The organism is Halomonas sp. N3-2A, from assembly GCF_002216165.1.
Taxonomy (GTDB): Bacteria; Pseudomonadota; Gammaproteobacteria; order Pseudomonadales; family Halomonadaceae; genus Vreelandella.
In genome coordinates this window covers 44,941-62,646 of the sequence record NZ_CP022286.1, presented here as the reverse complement: position 1 = coordinate 62,646, position 17,706 = coordinate 44,941, and the positions used below count along the sequence as shown (strand labels likewise).

General features: G+C 49.5%; 25 protein-coding genes. 8 read left to right on the top strand and 17 right to left on the bottom strand.

Annotation, left to right across the window (positions count from 1 at the left end; genetic code table 11):
* Positions 1 to 203: 203 nt before the first annotated feature.
* The 12 genes from mobI to CEK60_RS00265 form a co-directional block, all read right to left on the bottom strand.
* A complete protein-coding gene (gene mobI, locus CEK60_RS00315) occupies positions 204 to 686 on the bottom strand; it encodes a conjugative transfer protein MobI(A/C) (protein WP_089037323.1) in 483 nt (160 codons plus the stop codon).
* A 1,525-nt stretch (positions 687 to 2,211) separates the two neighbouring features.
* Positions 2,212 to 2,604, bottom strand: coding sequence for a hypothetical protein (locus CEK60_RS00310; protein WP_089037322.1), 393 nt, complete (start codon positions 2,602 to 2,604; stop codon positions 2,212 to 2,214).
* A 177-nt stretch (positions 2,605 to 2,781) separates the two neighbouring features.
* Positions 2,782 to 3,171 carry a tyrosine-type recombinase/integrase gene (locus CEK60_RS22930; RefSeq protein WP_446718657.1) on the bottom strand — a complete coding sequence of 130 codons (390 nt, stop codon included), beginning with the start codon at positions 3,169 to 3,171 and terminating at the stop codon, positions 2,782 to 2,784.
* The gene (locus tag CEK60_RS21930; protein ID WP_157697963.1) at positions 3,161 to 3,316 is read right to left on the bottom strand and encodes a hypothetical protein; all 156 of its coding nucleotides are present in this window, start codon (positions 3,314 to 3,316) and stop codon (positions 3,161 to 3,163) included. Before CEK60_RS21930 ends, CEK60_RS22930 begins: the two co-directional genes overlap by 11 nt.
* A gap of 365 nt (positions 3,317 to 3,681) precedes the next feature.
* A complete protein-coding gene (locus CEK60_RS00295) occupies positions 3,682 to 3,864 on the bottom strand; it encodes a hypothetical protein (RefSeq protein ID WP_089037319.1) in 183 nt (60 codons plus the stop codon).
* A 292-nt stretch (positions 3,865 to 4,156) separates the two neighbouring features.
* Positions 4,157 to 4,234, bottom strand: a complete 78-nt coding sequence (locus CEK60_RS22925; protein WP_232471508.1) for a DUF3047 domain-containing protein — start codon at positions 4,232 to 4,234, stop codon at positions 4,157 to 4,159.
* Positions 4,218 to 4,451 (bottom strand): hypothetical protein, encoded by a 234-nt coding sequence (locus CEK60_RS00290; protein WP_232471535.1) that lies wholly within the window; start codon positions 4,449 to 4,451, stop codon positions 4,218 to 4,220. Before CEK60_RS00290 ends, CEK60_RS22925 begins: the two co-directional genes overlap by 17 nt.
* Positions 4,438 to 4,647, bottom strand: coding sequence for a zf-HC2 domain-containing protein (locus CEK60_RS22855; RefSeq protein ID WP_332459898.1), 210 nt, complete (start codon positions 4,645 to 4,647; stop codon positions 4,438 to 4,440). Before CEK60_RS22855 ends, CEK60_RS00290 begins: the two co-directional genes overlap by 14 nt.
* A gap of 306 nt (positions 4,648 to 4,953) precedes the next feature.
* The gene (locus CEK60_RS00280; RefSeq protein ID WP_089037317.1) at positions 4,954 to 5,181 is read right to left on the bottom strand and encodes a hypothetical protein; all 228 of its coding nucleotides are present in this window, start codon (positions 5,179 to 5,181) and stop codon (positions 4,954 to 4,956) included.
* 64 nt (positions 5,182 to 5,245) lie between these two features.
* Complete coding sequence (locus CEK60_RS00275) at positions 5,246 to 5,812, bottom strand: sigma-70 family RNA polymerase sigma factor (RefSeq protein ID WP_038486750.1); 567 nt, start codon at positions 5,810 to 5,812, stop codon at positions 5,246 to 5,248.
* 61 nt (positions 5,813 to 5,873) lie between these two features.
* Complete coding sequence (locus CEK60_RS00270) at positions 5,874 to 6,182, bottom strand: EthD family reductase (protein ID WP_038484095.1); 309 nt, start codon at positions 6,180 to 6,182, stop codon at positions 5,874 to 5,876.
* A 61-nt stretch (positions 6,183 to 6,243) separates the two neighbouring features.
* On the bottom strand, positions 6,244 to 6,801 hold the full coding sequence (locus CEK60_RS00265; RefSeq protein WP_089037316.1) for a carboxymuconolactone decarboxylase family protein: 558 nt from the start codon (positions 6,799 to 6,801) through the stop codon (positions 6,244 to 6,246).
* Between the two features lie 228 nt (positions 6,802 to 7,029).
* Between CEK60_RS00265 and CEK60_RS00260 the strand changes: the two genes are divergently transcribed.
* The 5 genes from CEK60_RS00260 (at position 7,030) to CEK60_RS00240 (ending at position 11,142) form a co-directional block, all read left to right on the top strand.
* On the top strand, positions 7,030 to 7,809 hold the full coding sequence (locus tag CEK60_RS00260; RefSeq protein ID WP_332459879.1) for a YiiX/YebB-like N1pC/P60 family cysteine hydrolase: 780 nt from the start codon (positions 7,030 to 7,032) through the stop codon (positions 7,807 to 7,809).
* A 144-nt stretch (positions 7,810 to 7,953) separates the two neighbouring features.
* Entirely contained in the window at positions 7,954 to 8,667 is a 714-nt protein-coding gene (locus tag CEK60_RS22295; RefSeq protein WP_198361434.1) for a c-type cytochrome, read from the top strand.
* Between the two features lie 175 nt (positions 8,668 to 8,842).
* Entirely contained in the window at positions 8,843 to 9,181 is a 339-nt protein-coding gene (locus CEK60_RS00250) for a hypothetical protein (RefSeq protein ID WP_089037314.1), read from the top strand.
* 87 nt (positions 9,182 to 9,268) lie between these two features.
* Positions 9,269 to 10,066, top strand: a complete 798-nt coding sequence (lgt, locus tag CEK60_RS00245) for a prolipoprotein diacylglyceryl transferase (RefSeq protein ID WP_089037313.1) — start codon at positions 9,269 to 9,271, stop codon at positions 10,064 to 10,066.
* Positions 10,063 to 11,142: a L,D-transpeptidase family protein gene (locus tag CEK60_RS00240; RefSeq protein WP_089037312.1), complete on the top strand. Its 1,080-nt coding sequence runs from the start codon at positions 10,063 to 10,065 to the stop codon at positions 11,140 to 11,142. The genes lgt and CEK60_RS00240 overlap by 4 nt, the downstream gene beginning before the upstream one ends.
* Before the next feature lie 64 nt (positions 11,143 to 11,206).
* On the opposite strand, the gene CEK60_RS00235 is transcribed toward CEK60_RS00240, so the two are convergent.
* The 5 genes from CEK60_RS00235 to CEK60_RS00215 form a co-directional block, all read right to left on the bottom strand.
* The gene (locus CEK60_RS00235; protein WP_089037311.1) at positions 11,207 to 11,671 is read right to left on the bottom strand and encodes a DoxX family membrane protein; all 465 of its coding nucleotides are present in this window, start codon (positions 11,669 to 11,671) and stop codon (positions 11,207 to 11,209) included.
* A gap of 11 nt (positions 11,672 to 11,682) precedes the next feature.
* Positions 11,683 to 12,207, bottom strand: a complete 525-nt coding sequence (locus CEK60_RS00230) for a DUF302 domain-containing protein (RefSeq protein ID WP_089037310.1) — start codon at positions 12,205 to 12,207, stop codon at positions 11,683 to 11,685.
* A 24-nt stretch (positions 12,208 to 12,231) separates the two neighbouring features.
* Positions 12,232 to 12,789, bottom strand: a complete 558-nt coding sequence (locus CEK60_RS00225; RefSeq protein WP_089037309.1) for a DinB family protein — start codon at positions 12,787 to 12,789, stop codon at positions 12,232 to 12,234.
* Between the two features lie 73 nt (positions 12,790 to 12,862).
* Entirely contained in the window at positions 12,863 to 13,111 is a 249-nt protein-coding gene (locus CEK60_RS00220) for a hypothetical protein (RefSeq protein ID WP_038484122.1), read from the bottom strand.
* A 54-nt stretch (positions 13,112 to 13,165) separates the two neighbouring features.
* Complete coding sequence (locus tag CEK60_RS00215) at positions 13,166 to 15,478, bottom strand: PqqD family peptide modification chaperone (protein ID WP_089037308.1); 2,313 nt, start codon at positions 15,476 to 15,478, stop codon at positions 13,166 to 13,168.
* A gap of 191 nt (positions 15,479 to 15,669) precedes the next feature.
* Between CEK60_RS00215 and CEK60_RS00210 the strand changes: the two genes are divergently transcribed.
* From CEK60_RS00210 to CEK60_RS00200, 3 genes are all read left to right on the top strand, one after another.
* Positions 15,670 to 16,626, top strand: coding sequence for a sulfurtransferase (locus CEK60_RS00210; RefSeq protein WP_089037307.1), 957 nt, complete (start codon positions 15,670 to 15,672; stop codon positions 16,624 to 16,626).
* Between the two features lie 132 nt (positions 16,627 to 16,758).
* Positions 16,759 to 17,346: a TetR/AcrR family transcriptional regulator gene (locus CEK60_RS00205; protein ID WP_089037306.1), complete on the top strand. Its 588-nt coding sequence runs from the start codon at positions 16,759 to 16,761 to the stop codon at positions 17,344 to 17,346.
* 80 nt (positions 17,347 to 17,426) lie between these two features.
* Positions 17,427 to 17,669: a DUF4113 domain-containing protein gene (locus CEK60_RS00200; protein ID WP_089037305.1), complete on the top strand. Its 243-nt coding sequence runs from the start codon at positions 17,427 to 17,429 to the stop codon at positions 17,667 to 17,669.
* The last annotated feature ends 37 nt before the right edge of the window (positions 17,670 to 17,706 follow it).

Sequence of the window (17,706 nt, the reverse complement as noted above, 5' to 3'; positions counted from 1 at the left end):
TGTGCCTACTATCCACTCTGTGCTAGCCGTTATCTGGATATTAGAAAACCAGGAAATAAAGACTATAGCTACCATTGAAAAAATAAAAGCCTGTAGGTAACTATAGATTTTATAATTCTTCGCCACAGCATTATTGTGCATTGCACAGAATTGATGAAATCGCGAATGCACGGCAATTCCATACGCAATGAAATTATTTCTCGCTATTGATCCCATGGAAAACCTATACGCTCAAAACTCTTTTTAGTTAAACCTATAGTTTTATCTAAATCATTTTTCATTTTAGATATGGCCATGTAGCGCTCCCGCAACATTGCATAGTTGATTTCTGTTTCATCTATTATTTCACGTTCCCACGGTTCGGCCGAATTAAATGCGGATTGTTTGTATCGTGGATTGAAGCGGCTAGTACCCTTTGGCACCAGTGTCGCCATAATTCTACCCCCTGGCTCAGAAGGTGGCTTGCCACCGGCTCGCAGCCACTGGCATTGAAGCGATCCTGTTGTGACACGTATGCGAGTTATAAAGCGTGGCGCACGTCGATCTGCTTCTTCTCGGACATTCTCCCAATGCAAATCACAAATTATTTGAGCATGATTGCGTATGCGATCTAGCTCAGCCGCTAGTGAATCGCGCATGCTGTACAATTCCGAACGTGTTTTCTCAGCAGATGTCATAATATCCATAGATAACCTATGTACTATAGTAAACCAATAATTATCTATTGGTCTACAATTTTGTAAACCAATAGATTGGTCTACAATATAGAAGTTGATGATCATAGGTCAATAGGGAAGATAGCAGTTTTTTTGAGACTCCTAGCTATTGGTTTACAAACATTAAGTTGATGTTTGTAGGTTTTCTCAAAAAGCGGAAAGTTAGCAGTCGTAGATCAATGGTTATTTTTCGATTGGTTTACGAATGACAAATTCGCTTTTGTAGATCAATTTTGGTTTACACCAAACAAGAAGTTTATATTTTAAAACCAATTGGTTTACAGGTCGTAAGTTGAGGTTTATAGACCAGTATAGAAGGTAGGGCGGTTTAAAACCGGTTCTCACTACGGGGCTGCGACAAGCGACTTATTATGCGTAATAAAATGTTGATTTATGAAAGGTGTTAAATTCGTGCAGTAAGATTTATTCAGATTAATATTTTTTTAAGTGTTTCTGTGTTTTTTTAATATAGATCGAATGCTGGTGATTTGTAATTCCATCCGAAATATTATTTTATCATGCGTACGATTTTTTGTAGTTTCATTAGGATAATAAACCTTGTTTTTATAACTAACAGTAAAGGAGGTTGAATCTTTTTTTAGCCTCTTTAGTTCTATGTTAGTGATTTTCTTGTTTTTTATAGTTATATTTTAATCTTGGTCGGGGTGCATCTTTAAGAACTGTAGATGAAGTTGCCGGACTATTATTAGATAAGCACTGAATAGCAAAGAGGTAAAATTTAAAGTGATGGTTAGACGTTCTTAAAATATTATCAAATGGGTTGTCTTCGTAGATAGTAGAATAAATAAAAATTACCAACATGTCATTTATCTTAAGAAGTTATTTTAGTCGATCTTCATCATTTTTGATCCATTATAGGACGCTGTATAGAAAGTGATGCTGATCGGGGCTAATACTAAATTGAAAAAGATACGTTTTATATTTTTATCATTTAATGCATTGAGAGTTTTTTGGCCTGGTTGATATAAGGGGTTAAGTCTAGTCCTAGTAAGTGCTAAATTTTTTATCGTTACTTTCCATAGGGTTTTTAAAAGGAGACGCTTTTTAGGTCATATACTTAAAAGGAAATTTTTTTTAGATTATATATATTCTCTAAAAGCATGTGATTTATAATTTTAAATTCCGTAGTGATGATTTAATTAGGGGTGCTTAAAGTAATAATCATTCGTTTGCTTTTTTCCGCTTTAAAGCTTGGTATAGATAGCCAAAACGTTGAGATAAATGCTATGCTGGCTTTTAAGTGTTTTTCTGCACTCTATTCTTTTGAGGCGATATCCTCAAAATTTCAGCGCCCGTGCTGTTAATATACATAATTGCGGGTTGATGGAGTTTGAGAAAGTTTTCGTATTAAGATTTTTAAAAGATTATTTTTCTATGTTATACGAAACTTTTTTAATTATTTTATATATTAACAAGGCTACCATTTAACGTTCTTTGGGTAAGATATATTGCTCTAAATCGCTAGGTGAGAGTGTTAGGTATGGACTTGACTCTTTAGAATATGCGCTTGTACTATTATCGAGATAAACAACGCGTATGCTTTTACGATTTCATCCTGAACTTTTCTGATGGATATATTAATATTTTCTATCACAACAAAAACGAATATTCCGTAGACTATATCAGTAAAGATTATCACAGCTTTTTTCAGTATTTTACTAATGTTTTTATCTGGCTTTGAAATATAATAACCATGAAATAAACCCAAGGGCTGAGGTAATACAGTAGCATGCCTTACGCCTACTTCTAGGTTTCCATCTACGTTGTGTGTACCGTTGCTTAACATAAAAATATCTTTAGCCGCCGTAGGACTGTTATAAAAATCATCACATGGAAGGCCGAGCACTAGGCAATCTATCTTCATCATGCCAAGTCGCTTTAAGCCGATTAACAATATTGGTTTTCCGTTCGTTCGTTTTTTTGTAGGCGTTGGAATATTCTTTATCAATGTTTGGCTTTAGTCCAAAGCCAACCCCGCATTGCTAGAATTCGCCGGCTTCGACTTGGGTATGGTCTATATAGCGCCAGCAGTAAACCAGGCTCGTCATCTGGGCCATTTTGTTGAGGTCACGTTGTGATAGAGCGCTTGCTTTAGCGTTGCGGCCGTACTTCGATTATGTCTCAGTTTGGGTGTGCATGCTGATTTCATTGGCTCGCTTTTCAGGTGTAAACGCAAAGGCTTTATTAAAAATCTCCGCGGCATCATCCCGGTAACCGGTGGTGGCATCGAACAGATAGGTCTCGGTAGTTGCGCTATCGTAGAGTGGCCTAACAACTTCTGGATCGCCCGGAGCGGCAAACCAGCTTCAAGCAGGGTAGTCGTATATGTCCGTCGGTAATCGTGAGGCGCGATGTCAATGTGCTCACTGTCTAGCTGAGCAGATAGTCGCTGATTCACTTCCTGGCATATCTTTTCTAATCGCTTATTGATCACGGCCACGGTAATGCTCTAGGTAATGCATAAGACGCTGCCAAGTGCCGTCTGCCAGCTTTAGCGTGCGGTCCTTGTTGCCTTTACCCGTGACGTGCACATCGCGGGTCACCATTTCAATAAACGTGGGTGCGCTTTTCTGCGACACGATTTCTGTGATTTAGCCAGCTTAATCGACTTGATGCACTCCAGCGTTTCACGGTCCAGTAGGCCCAACATCATAGCTTCTTGGGCCACGCCCCGAAGAGTGCCCTGAAAACGTTGCGAGACGCCGCACTTAACTTAAAATCTAGCTGATCGCGTAAGAACGTCAATGCCTTTTGAACAACGCTCCCGGTAAGGCCTTCCCAGTGAACGAAGTCGATGCAATGCAACTGTTCGGTGTTCGGGATAGACCTTGCGCTTATTCGTATTGTCTTCACCCGGGGGCGCATATTTGGGTTGCTTTGGCACACCAATAAAAAACTGGACAATCCTATTAATCTGACTCCGCTTGTTGTCACGGGACACTTTCTAATCTTGGGCCTGGATGTGGCGCCACGCGGGATTCCGTTTACGCGGGATCGGTAAGGCAGAAATACGCACCGGGATAGCGTCATGGGTTATGGCCACATTGCTGGCGCTGACCATCGGCGGCATGGCGAGATCACGGCTTGCTATAGGCTCGATTTGACTAGGCTTTGCATGATTAGCCATCGGGCTTCCTTATTCTGTACTAATGCTGATAATCCTTGTGATACTGACGGAGGCGTTATCGAATATGGCCTCAGGCGCAATTCCAGGAACGGTCATACTTAGTCTAATTTTGATTAGTTTAAGCTCAACACTGGCTTGGCCGCGTCCGGTGGCTGTACAAACATACGCCATTAAGGAGCTGCCTGAATAACCAGAACTCATTACATCGAGAGCCGCTTGTTGTTGGGCAGGCGTCCAAGGTCCTGAGTTGTCGTTGTGTAGACGCCCACATATAGTTCACCGTCTCCACCTGTCAAGGCAAGAGCCCCGTTTTATGCGCAACGTAAACGCGAGCGGGGTAGTCATCGCCCGCTTTAGTGCTTTCGTCCAGCCCCAGGTAGGTGTGGTTTGCTTGCCAGCACCCGGCGGCCTGATTTCTCAACGACAGCGTATTGGGTTTCACCATCAAAACTGCGGGTGGGCCAGGTCATGATCTGATTGGGCGTGAAATGTACTTCCTGGGCGCTTGCCGCACCTACGAGAAGCGGTGAACTGCATAAACCAGCTTCTATCATCAAGACCGCATTTATACGATTAATGCGAACCATGCCGGTTACCTTTATCGTTTGATGTACGAGGTATGTCGGGATGGTGGCGGCTGATTTTATGTAGCAGGTCAAACTGGCGGGCACAGGTACGGTAGGCACCGCACATTGAGAGATGAAATCGTAGCGCGGTGCTTTCACCAAAGGTGAGCGCTCTATCTTGTTTGAGCGACATTAAACGCGTTGCTTTTCTGCACATCATCATAGCGTAACCCTCTCACGAGTATTGGTTGGCGTTGAGTTATCGCCTAACGTTTGGTGCCTTTAAAACTAAATTCCTTACAAATGGAGGCGTTGACACAATTTGTAATACAGATCCTCAAACAACCCTAGTGTCGCGATGCTTTCAGCTGTTCAAATGAGTCGCGTAGCACGTTAACACCCGTGACCCCCTGTATGGTTTCTTGGCGTTGCCCTTGAGCGTCAAATAGCAATATCGTGACATGGCTTACATTATGCTGATTAGCGAAGTCGGCGCTTTTTTGGTGTTGATATCCACAATACGCTAAGCCGGTGGAGCATCCATATGGGCTAATGCACTTTCAGCGTTGGCCTTTAATCGTTGGCAAAGAGGGCAGCTATGATCATGAATTTGAACCGCTACCGGCGTGCCGTTGCCAATAACGCTAAGATCCGATTCTGCCCGTGCGGTGTGTTCGTTGGCGATTAACCAAGCCACCGGTACGGCTAGAAACGCCAGTGCAATGAGTGATTTCTTAACCAGGGCTGTCATTTTTTAGCAGGTTTACTATATGCTTTCTTTTGACCGGAAATGGGCGTTTTTCTCTGTTTGTTCATTAGGTTAGCCAGCCTTTTTCAATGCAATCACGCAGCCGTAAGCGTGCACGATGCAATATTACCCAGCAGTTTGCATCGCTAAGCGTTAATGCTTCACAAATCTCCTGGGTGGTCAGCCCCATTAACTCACGCATAGTGAATACCTGGGCAATATTCTCCGGCAGCACCATCAAGCAGGTGTCGAGTAAACGCCAAAACGCTGCGTTTTCGAGTACTTGGTCCGGATCACCCCAAGGGATAGGTTTGCTGGCGGCTTGCCAACGCCCGTTTTCTTTAAACAGGTTTTCAAATGAGTCTTCATCGCTAAGCTCATCATCTTGCCAAGAGAGGTAGCGCCGTTCATAACGAAATCGCTCAAGAATTTTATTTTTTAAAATACCAAATACCCAGGTTTCGAAAGCCGAACGCCCCGAGAAAGTTTGGTGCTTCTCTAACGCGGTGACCAGCGTATCCTGCACTGTATCTTCAGCAGCGGCGCTGTCTCGTAGCTGCAAGCGCGCGAAGGCGACAAGCTTGGGCCGCAGCATAGCAATGTGCTCTTCAGTCGATTGCTTGGCGGACGTCACGGCAGAATCCTCACGGGTAAAATTGGGTAGCAACAATATTCATTCATAGGTGTATATCGACCTAAGTGGGAGTGTCGATCACTTCATTCACCTGCAGCACGGGCTCAACATTGGTGAAATTAGCAATGTCGGCAAGCAACTGTTCACCTACAGTGGCAAACGCTGATTCGAAGCTTTGAGCTGAGTCAAACCCCAGATGTGCGACCAAGTGGTAAGGGGATTGACGGTCGAGGCGGCGGTGTACGCGAAGATAGCGTAACCCATGCTCGCTCAATAAGTTATTGACCAGTGTGGCGTGCTTCTCTATGTAATACCTATCATCGAAAGCGAGGTCATCGGAATTAGGGTAAGCAACCATAACGTCAATCATAACTGTCTCCGAATAAAAGTAGTGTGTGGCCGCCCGCCAGGCGGCCACAGGTAAGCATGCGTTATGATGCAGGAGCTTCCCAAGCTAATGGCTTAAGCTCTTCATTAAGCGGTGTGCCCGCAACGTGGTTTGTGTAGTTGGAAAGTGTTTTCAGCGCGCAGGCGATTACCAGCTCAAGCACCTGCTGCTGAGTAAAACCGGCCTCAATAAAAGCGTCCATCTCGGTTTGCTCAGCCCAACCGCGCTGTGCGTTCAAATGCCGGGCAAAGCGCGTCACGGCGGCAAGCTTGGCATCGTTAGGAGTGTTGCGTGCGCGTAAATCTTTGATGATTTCATCATCGGCACCGGCTTTCTTAATTCCTCCGGTGTGAGCTGCCACGCAGAATTCGCAGTGGTTATCAGCGCTAATGGCGAGCAAGGCCGCTTGCTGTTCCACAGGGCTTAAGCTGGTTTTGGCATAAATACCGTCAAGCGTTAGATAGGCCTCAAGCAGCGTCGGTGCTTCCGCCATTTTGGCAAAGAGATTAGGCAGAAAGCCCATCTTTTTTTCAGCGGCTTGAAGGTTCGCTTGAGCTTCTTTAGGTGCGCTCTCAGCGGTATGTAATGAAAAATCAGTCATTTCAAACTCCTTCTGATCAAAAATGATCTTTTTTGCTGTGACGTCAATCTGCCTTAATGATTATGGAATAATTGGTTCATAATTGACAATGGGAATGCTCAAAATAGCCAGAATTAGTGATTTGGTGTCTGCCCAAGGTAAAGAGGTGGTGTTGTCGAGTATTCTATTTCGATTATCGCACTGTAAAGATAGTGCTATGTAAAGCACCAACCAGTACCAGCACTGAATATGACGGTGTGTGATATGAAAAGCGTGCTACAGAGAATTGGCTACATGATGAGTTGTTGGTTGTCGTGTCCTCGACATGAACAGATAAGCGCGGGACCGACTGAGAACCACATTGCCACGCTTTTAAAGCCCGGTGATGTTTTGTTGGTAGAAGGCTCATCGCGGTTCAGCGTTGTTATTAAATATTTAACGCAGTCGTCCTGGTCTCATGCAGCGCTATACGTGGGGGACGAACATGCCCGCCGTTTGGGTGCTCAAGGAGGGGAATGTTTTATCGAAGCCGATGTGGCAGAGGGAGTTCGCATGATTGGACTGAGTGAATTTAACGGCTGTCATTTACGAATATGTCGGCCTGTTGGTCTACGGGGGAGTGAGGTGGAGGCGTTAATTCAGTTTGCCGGCAGCCGTCTTGGGTATCGATATGATTTGCACAATATCATTGATTTAGCACGTTATTTTCTTCCTTTGCCTCCCGTGCCGCAGCACTGGCGGAAGCACTTTTTGACGCTAGGAAGCGGTGATCCCACGCGGGCAATATGCTCGACACTTATCGCCCAGGCCTTTCAATCGATTTATTACCCTATATTGCCTATCGAGAACGATACGCTAGCCACTAGCGCTGATGCGTTAGGAACAAGTGATCTTCTTCTGACCCAACGCCACTATTCGTTATTTACCCCGCGTGACTTTGATTTGTCACCTTACTTTGAAATCGTGAAACCGAGATTGATGAATGGGTTCGATGCTCATCAGCTGCACTGGCAGAAACCGAGTGATTAATCCTCAACTTAATCAAAGTGTGTAAGGAAGCCGTGTGCTCATTCACTTACTGATGTCATATCTAACAACAACCAAGCAAGTGTTGGGCTGAGACCGCTAAGTCATGGCTCTTCACAACAAGGCTGACTTCTAGAGGTGAACCCCATGTCAATCACTAAACAAAAGCGTAGCGATTTGCTGAATAGGCTTCGTCGCCATGTGCGTTACACCGCCCCCCTATTAGTACTTGTGGTAGGAGGCGTCGCATTAAGTGCTACGGCCAATGAGAAAAACTTAGTCGCTAACGATCAATCGGCTTCGAGTGGACTCTTGTTGGCAAGTCATCACGCAGAGGCTGAGGCACAACCTGAAGGTGGGCCTAACGCTGAGAGTGAAGCAGAAGGTGAGAATGAAGCAGAGGCTGAAGGTGAACCGGAAGGAGGCGCGGAGGGTGCATCAGAGGGAGGTGTTCAGCCCAATGAGCGCACTCAATTAGTATCGCGGCCCGAAGGTTATGTGCCCGGCTACGATGAAAACGGCGAGAATCCCAAGTCATTGATCGAGCATGGTGCAGCGTTGTTCAACGACACATCGCTCAGTACGAATGGGCTTTCCTGTGCTAGCTGTCACGGCGGTGACGGCCAACAGGCCTATCAGACAACGTTTAACCAGCCGTTCCCTCATCCAGTCGCGATGGGTATCAATATGTTTGGCATGGAGACCGTTCATGCAGATGAAATGGTTCAACTTTGTATGGTAGCACCTATGGCAGCAGACCCACTCCCCTGGGATTCTGAGGAGCTAGCAGCCTTGGCGGCTTATGTGGTTCACGCACAACAACGCTTCACAGGCGAGGTAGATGGGCACTGTAATAGGTAGACCCGCAGGATTTAGAAAAGCAGGGCGGCTTTTAGCCTTGAGCTGAAACCGCCTTTTGGACTGACTGTTCTTTTTGTGGTAAAAACATTTGCCCGCGTTTGCTCGCTTGGGTAAAAAGAACATGGCTAAAAGACACTGGTAGCTAGACATCGAAGGTTGGCTGAAATGGCGAAAAATGCGTAACGGACTAGCTAAGCAGCTGGCTGCCATGATGATGGTGGTCATCGTTATGCTGTCAGGAGCCAGTGTGAGCAGCATCGCTAAAGGCAGCTGCTTAGTCGATGCGCCTGTGTCAGTGTCTAGTGTTGCTGATGCCCACTGCCTTTCTCTCTCTGCATTAGAGCAGGCCGCCGAGCATACCGACGCCTCCTGTTCTCCCTTTGCACCTGCGAGTACCTGCGTGATGTCAGGCCCTGTGCTAACACCTTCCCCACAAGGGCTGATGAAGGTGCCTTACCCGCAATCCCTTCCTGAGCAATTAGAAAAACCTCCCCGCTTTTTCTTGTCTTTTTAGCATCTTAAACGCTTTTTCATACCGCTTGGCGTTCATGGGGATACCCCGTGACATCAGGGTATGCCTGTTAGAAAAACGGAGAAAGCAATGGACTATCCGGCGATTGACCCCGTTGCCGTGGCGCTTGGGCCACTGGTGATTCATTGGTACGGATTAATGTATGTGGTGGGGTTCTTATCTTCATGGTGGTTGGGACGTTGGCGTGCAGACTATTTGGGCCTAAGTAAAGATGACATTAGTGATCTGATTTTTTATAGCGCTGTTGGCGTGATTGTTGGCGGCCGATTGGGCTACGCCCTTTTCTATGGCATGGAGCAGTGGTTAAGCGACCCGCTGTGGGTATTGCGGGTATGGGATGGAGGCATGAGCTTCCATGGTGGCCTCGTTGGCGTGATCGCGGCAGCGCTCTTTTTTGCGCGCAAAAAGCGACTGGCGTTTATCGATATCGCTGACTTTGTTGCTCCTCTTGTGCCCATTGGCTTAGGCGCTGGGCGGTTGGGCAACTTTATTAATCAAGAGCTTCCTGGCCGTGTGACGGATGTGCCTTGGGCGCTGATCTTCCCGCAGGTAGGGCCTGAACCACGCCACCCCTCTGCGCTATACGAGATGCTGCTAGAAGGGCTGGTTCTGTTTGTTGTGCTCTTCTGGTTATCACGTCGCCCTCGCCAAAGGGGGTTGATATCCGGGGCATTCCTGTTCGGCTATGGCGTATTCCGCTTTGCGGTGGAGTTTGTACGTATGCCCGATGCCCATCTTGGGTTTATCGCTTTCGACTGGGTCACCATGGGCCATGCACTTACGCTACCGATGATAGTGGGGGGCCTGGGGTTAATGCTGTGGTCACGTTATCAGCCTGCCGCCAATGTTAAGGAGGTAACACAATGAGTGCTGTTATGTGTCAGAAGGTAAAACGAGTGATGTTGAAACAGAGTGTCGCGGCGGTACGTAACGCCGCATTACTGAGCGTGTTGACGTGGCCGATATGGGTGAGCGCAGATGAAACGACGGTGCCCGATCACCACTATCCGCTGCCTGACAGTGGCGATGTCATCGGTCAATACTATCAAGTGCTTGCCAATGAAGAAGACACGCTGATTGATATCGCACGAACGCACAAAGTAGGCTACGAAGAGATCCGTGCGGCCAATCCCGAGGTGAGCCTTTGGATGCCAGGGGAAGGGACGGCTGTCACCATTCCCAGGCAACACATTTTGCCCAATGTGCCGCGCACGGGAATTGTCATCAACGTGGCGGAATTAAGGCTCTATTACTATCCAAATGTGCCTCAAGGGGAAGCCCCTAGGGTTGAGACCTATCCTATCGGGATCGGTCGTGATGGCTACGATACGCCGCTGGGTATCACACAAACGACCATGCGCCTTGAAAATCCTGCTTGGTACCCGCCGCGCTCTATGCGTGAAGAGGCGGCGGCGCGTGGCGAACCCGCACCCGCCGTGGTGCCGCCTGGGCCAGATAACCCGCTGGGTGAGCATGCTATTTTGTTGGATATACCTGGGTATTTAATCCATGGTACCAACCAGCCCGACGGGATTGGCATGCGGGCCAGCCGAGGGTGCATACGGATGTATCCGGAAGACATTGGCTCAATTTTCGATAACGTGCCTACGGGAACGCCGGTCAATATCATTGATGAGCCTATTAAGGTAGGCAGTGGCCAAGAGGGTGATGTGGTCGTGCAGGTGTTCAACAGCCTTGACGATGAGCAAGCCAACCTGGAATCGCTGAAGGCGCTGCTGCTTTCTCAGTCGTTAATAGAGGAAGACGAGCTGGCTTTATTAGATGCCGAGAAGGTGAACCAGTGGTTTGAACAATCAGACGACCAGGTTTGGTCACTGTCCTCGCTCTATGTGTCTGAAGAGGAAGGCGCTGAGCCGGTCACCGAGATGGATATTTACCAAATGATCAGCCAGACCAATGCAACGCATTGCGTTTATGGGTAAGGAGACTGGATAGAGCGCCATGGCACTTAGGTGCCATGGCGGTAAGTCACCGGCATACCTAGCGCTAAAGCGGGGAGGAGTCTCTTGGGCAGCGATTCCCAGCCTTCCAGGTTGTGGCCGGACGCTGCCTAACCGTATCCAGTGAGTAGCGGTCAAAAGCAGGAAATGCCATCAGTAACAAACTACCTGCAAAAATGGTAATCGAAGGGTAAAACAGCAGATTGGTACCAGATAGATAGAGACCTAAGGGGTCGATAATCGAGGGGAAAACAGCGATGAAAGATACCCCATTAATGAGTGCCTGCATGGGGTAGGCATATCGTCTTAGGTACCCAAGTAACACCAGCCCCCCTAAGAAGAGCTGTAAGGCCCCAAAGCACAGAATAAGCAGCTCGGCCGACATAAAGGGTAAGTAAAATTTTTCGCTAATAGCCACACTGCCGTTGGTATTGATGAGCTTATTCGCTCCCCAAGACAACATCAGACCTGCTAACGAAACTCGCAGAAATAAAAGCGTTAAAGCCTGCATCACATCACCCCTTATGGCGCTACGGCGCTATCGCCAATGTCTTGGAACAGCGTGTCTAGTGTCTCTGCCGCATGGGCTAAGCGCGGCGTGTCTTGGGTAATGTAAGGCGCAAACACGGTGCTGGGGTGCTTCCATGAAAGCGTTGCACGATGGCCTTCATTATCGTCTTCGTTTTCGGTGACATAGAACCTGATGGGAGCCTCGATCATAGCGGGTACACTTTCGCGAAGGATCGCCACCGCAAAATCGTTTCGAAAGACGCCCACCACCCGGTTGCCGGGTATTGTTTCGCCCCGTTGTGCGGCAGCTTCCGTGGGGCCTGCTTCCGTCACTACGGCCATACCTGCTGCTTCGACGGCATCATGCAAATCCGCTAATAGCGTTGCATAATTTTTGTCTGATGCCATCACGGTCCAGCCTTCCGTTGGCCATTCATGGGTGTCGTTGGCAGTGGCATGAGCCACAAAGGAAGCCATACCGATGGTGAGCAACAACGCTGCAAAACGCGAGCGTGGTGGGGTAGTAAGTCGATTCATGGATAGCACTCCTTGGCACAAGGGTTAATGGGGGGATTGCCGCCAATGGCGCAGCGTGGAGGGATGAACACCAAAGTCTTTGGGTACCGTGACACTCAGGGTGTCGCACAGTAAGCGAATCAGTGCCATGTGATGCACCGTATGGCTGGTAAGAAACGCCAACTCTCTTCCTAAACTAGAGGCGAGCGGATACGCATGGCCCTCATGGCCGACGGGATAGTTCAGTATCAAGGGGGTATCCGTGGGCTTATTAATCAATGCGTGAAGAGCGCTTTGTAGCGCGTTAATCGTATTGGCGGCTACCGCAGGGTTCTCTTCAAGTGCCTCTTCTCGTGGACGCTGCTCATAATCAATCTGATCCACATGGGGCGCGTTAGCATATCCCGCCAGCAGCGTTTGGTAGTGCTCTATGATGTGGCGAACATGTTTGCCCACTGACTGGCTGCCAAATAGTTGGCTATACGACGTGCTGGCAAGAGAGGCCACGAGCGACTGCAGCTGTGTGAGCGAGAGCGTGTTCTCTTCAACCAACGGTTGGCAGGGAAATTGGCATTTTGAGACGGGCAGCGATGTCACGGGCATAGCGAAGGCTCCTAATAAGCTGAGCTGGTCAAAGCACCAGCTCAGCACAACGGATTAAGCAGCGAGCGCAGTGTTAACCGGCTTCAGCACCGCCTTCGGCTTCCCCTTCACCTTCTGGTTTTTCGCCTTCACCGCCGCCTTCAGCACCGCCTTCCGCTAGCATCATGGGCGCTTGCTGAACGTTAGTCATGCTGTCGGTCGGCTCATCAGCGTGCGCTTGAAACGCCAGACCGCTCGCTACCAGCGCGAGGGCGGGAGCCGTGTAGCCAAACTGACGGCTCAAACGGCTGAGTAACCGGCGTTTTGCTTCATGTTGAGACATGGTCGTTCTCCTATGGTCGCGATTATTGCGCCAAATGGCGCATCTTACCCACCGCTACACAGCGGCATGGGAAGTGGGTTGTAATACGTGGCGGCTCAGCCATGTGTCCAGATCATGACCCTGAGAGGCCAAGCTGAGCGATACCTGCTCTGAGCGCTGACACAGCGTTTGCAATGCCTGAAGCGATTCGGCGCTGAGGTGGTGTTCTGTTTCATGCGCTGTCGGTAACAGCGCGCCTAGCAAAGACAAAGAAGAGAGCGGCTCGGACAGCGTATCAGCATCAGCGGAGAGGACGATGACGGGAGGTGTCTCTAACGGCTGATTAGGCAGAGGCGTCCAGTCGTGATCACTGAGCGGAAGATTCAGTGGAACAAGGCGCGCGGGTGACTGGGGGGACAGTCGTGCCCCACGGGTGACGCTCAAGCCGTGCTGTGTGGCCACTTGCGCCAGTGTGTCGAGTACGCCTGGGGATATTTGGACGGGTAACACACAGGCGAATTGCTGTTGGGTATTGCCCAGTAACGCAATGTCGAGCGTTAACTCGCCCGCACGAGACGCAGTCTTCATGCAGTAGCGGGTGATGGCATCCAGAATATCGGGCTGTTTAAGGCGAGCACTGATGACGCGGCTATGGTTGGTGAGGCAGTAACCGTTGGCGCTTTCTAATAGGTGTAAAGGCTCGGCGGGTAAGGCGGCGTCATGCATGCCTTTCGCCAATGGCGATAAGGCGCGCGCTAAATGCTCTGCGATAGAACCGCTAGGGGCCGTTAATAGCCACTGTCGCCCTGCAAAATAAAAGGTGGTTTGCCACGCGGTAGACGCTGGGCGCTCGGAATAGGCCTCAGGCTCGTCTGAAGTAGCCGTATGCAGTGTTAAGAGACCTTGCTGATACCAAGGAGTTAACGTTGCCCACAGGTCGGCCATCAACTGCTCTTTTGCTATTTGCCCTCCGCTGGCGGCGGTGAGGTGTGCGATCATCTGCTCGATAGACTCACCCTCGCTAGCCAGTAGCCACATCAAGGCAGCGCTATCATTTAACTGGTAGTAGAGGCCGCTTGGGTGGTGATAAAGCGCCAGTTGGTCGCCTTCAATCAGTTCACTCACTCCGTGAGCACGAAACGCGATAGCTTGCTGAAACTCAGGTGAAGCCAGCTGGTAATCGGCGAGGCTGGGGAGTCCGATGAACGGTAAGTAATCCAGCGTGGCATCTAAGGTGGCCGCAGGATAGAGAGGCACAAACCCTCCTGAGCGCTTGCGTTCAGCGGCCAGCGCTTCTGCGTCTATATAGGGAGGTGTCACCTGTGGGGACAGTCCTACAAGGCTGAGCATATCGCTCACTAGGGCTCCTTTCACCGCCTCTTCGACGGTACCCCCATGCTCTGGTTTCGCGCAGATACCGAGCGACGGGCTTAAATTACACTCCAAAATCCACGGCTTCAGCTGATCATCCACTAGGCAGTCCAAGCCAATTAGCTCGTAACAGCCCATAGGGTCTGCGCCATCCTCTTGGGTGCGTAACCGCATGGTACCCGCTGCCGAGAGCGCCGTGAGCGTGGCAAGGTCCCGCAGCTGGTGAAACAGCACATCATCATCATGCCCCTGATCACGTAACCACTCTCGGTAGCGTTCTAGATCAATAAACTCTACAGGGATCTCAGCCTCGATATTCAAGGCATTGATATCTGGATTGGTTAACTGACTAAAGGGGTTGTCGATGTCGTCGGGGTCCCAGGGCTCAGAGGCTAGCTTGGCAAAGCCCTGGTCATACAGGTACACCCGCAGCGGATCGATACTGGCGATTAGCATATAAAGACGCAGCACGTACTTATGCCCGCGAATGGTATGCGGGTTCGCGACGTACTCTTGTACCAGCCAGTTGGGGGAGAGAGGGGCTGTGGTGGGGTCCTTGAGGACACGAACACCCTGCCCTTTGGAAGCGTTGGTGGGCTTTAAAATCCAGTGTTTATGAGGGTTTTCCGAGGCATCTTCGATTAAGGCCGGGTAGTCGTGAGGCATTTCATAAGCACGCGGAAAAAAGTCTAGCCGCGCCACGGTCTCATGGTCATCCCCGAAGGCGTGACGCATGCGCTCGCGCAAGCCGCTCAGGCTTTCGTGCAAGCGGCTCTTAACGGTGAGCGCCGCATTACCAGGAATATGGTTCATTTTGCACGTGGGAGAGGTGTGCCGGAAAGCACTCTTCAAAGGCATACCGGTTACCCAAGCGGCCTGCCAGTGGTGTTCATTCCCTTCCTTCCACTGCTGAGCTTCTAAAGTGCGACGGAAAAAATGATCCTGCTCGGCATGGCGCTTACCGCTTAGCCAGAAGGTGGGCGCTGACTCAGACGAGCGTGGTGTGGAAGGGGGCATAGCAGTGCTCCTGTTGCATTGTGCTCATGTTCAGTGAGGCCACTTTCAAAATACTTACAGCGTCACGCAGATTATTTTTTTGGGCCCTTGGCGAGTGCCATATAGCCAAACTCTATTGTCAGCTTCTCTTTTTATAGCGCATGATAAGGGTATTGTACCAATCGTTCCTTCCTGGCAGAGGAGTTGTCTCCATGAAACGCAGCGTTATCAGTGCCGTTGGTGTCTTCAGTGTGGTTGCCCAAGCTCAAGCGTTGGAAATGGCGCCCCTTGTGGATGCGCAGTGGTTAGATACCCACAAAGATGAGCCATCCCTGGTGATTTTGGACGTTCGTTCCTCCATCGATAACGGCGGAGATGAAGATAGCTTTCGAGAAGCGCGCATACCGGGCAGCCGCTACACCAGCTACACCGATGACGGCTGGCGTGAAACTCGTGACAGCGTGGCGGGCTTAATGCCCGAAGTTGATGACCTGGAAGCACTGATCGGTCGTTTGGGCATCAGCAACGACAGCGACGTGGTGATTGTGCCAGCAGGCACAGGGCCGACGGACTTTGGCAGTGCAGCAAGGATCTATTGGACCTTGAAAGTATTAGGTCACGATGACGTGGCGATTTTGAACGGTGGTTTTGCAGGCTGGCAGCAGCAGGGCTATGACGTGGCCACGGGCGGCCCCGATGCCTTTGATTCGACCAACTTCGAAGCGTCTTTACGTGAGCAGTTAGTGGCAAGCACGGAAGAGGTAGAGGCAGCACGAGAAGAGCAGGCGCAGTTAGTAGACGCACGACCCTCTGACTATTTTTCAGGTGAGAATAAATCACCCGCCGCACGAGTGGCCGGCACGATACCAGGCGCACGAAGCCTACCGCACCAAAGCCACTTAAATGTTCAAAACGGTGCTTACTACCTGGATGTTGATGGTCTGCAATCACGCATCAATGAAGCCGACCTCGATAGCCGTGAGCGCACCATCGCGTTTTGCAATACCGGGCATTGGGCGGCGACAGACTGGTTTGTGCTCAGTGAAGTGGCCGGGTTTGAGAATATCGCCATGTACGACGGTTCCATGGCAGCCTGGACCATCAGTGACTCCCGTCCGGTGCAGCTTGTCAGTGAAGGCATTAAACAGGTACGTGAACTGCTCAATTAAGCCTTTTGCTTCTATGCCTGTACGAATCGTGCAGGCATTTTTATGACATAGGCAGGTAGGCCTAGAGCAAGTGGCAGCGCCCGCATGGTATATTAGGCGGCTAGTCAGTTAGACAGGCAGTGAGGTAGAAACATGAGCGTTGGAAGACCGATGCAGCATCAACCAGAGGCGGCGTTAAGCGCTGCTATGCATTCGTTTTGGCGTTCGGGGTATCACCATACATCGCTGCGTGATCTGTTAGAGGCCATGAATATTTCGCGCAGTAGCCTTTACCATCTTTATGGTAATAAAGAAACGCTTTTTACGAAGGCGCTTGCACGCTATCGCGAACAGCTGCTAGCTCAATTGGCTTCCTCACTAGCACAAGAGGAGAGTGCTTGGTGTTTTATAGAAAAACTTCTGATGCGCACTGCCGAGCAGGCAGAAAGCGAACAGGCCGCCTTAGGCTGCTTGATTTTCAACTCTGCCACTGAGCTTGGCAGCCAAGGCTCATCTGAAGCCGAGGCCGCTGCGCAGAGCGTTCAGGATATAACTGCATTCTTTGTAACAGTTATTGAGCAGGCGCAAGTTGAAGGCTCCATTCCCGCTCAGCGCGACCCTCAAAGCTCAGCATATTTCTTAACGCTTTCAATGTCAGGGCTACGGATGCTACTAAAAAGTGGCGCTACGCAGCAGCAGGCAAACCTGCTGGTGTCACATATTCTACGTGGTTTAGACTAAGTAGATCATTAGCTATATCAGTAGTAAAAGACTCAACTGGGTTCTGGCGAAAAGGATACGCCTATCACAAAGCCGGCCTAATGCTGCTTGATCTATCCCCCAAAGCTAACCGACAGCTCACCCTTACTGAAACCCCGCAAACCGACGAAGCGGCTAAGCGCAGCGAACTCCTGATGAAGACGATGGATAAACTCAACCGAGAGCTGGGTAAGGGGACGGTACAGCTGGGCCTGCCTCGTAAAGGAAATGCCTGGGCGCTGCGCAGTGAGCGGCGAACACCTCGGTATACAACACACAGAAGCGAGTTATTAAAAATTAATTGAACTAGTTGGTTTGGTTATAAGTTGGCCAGTAAGACCA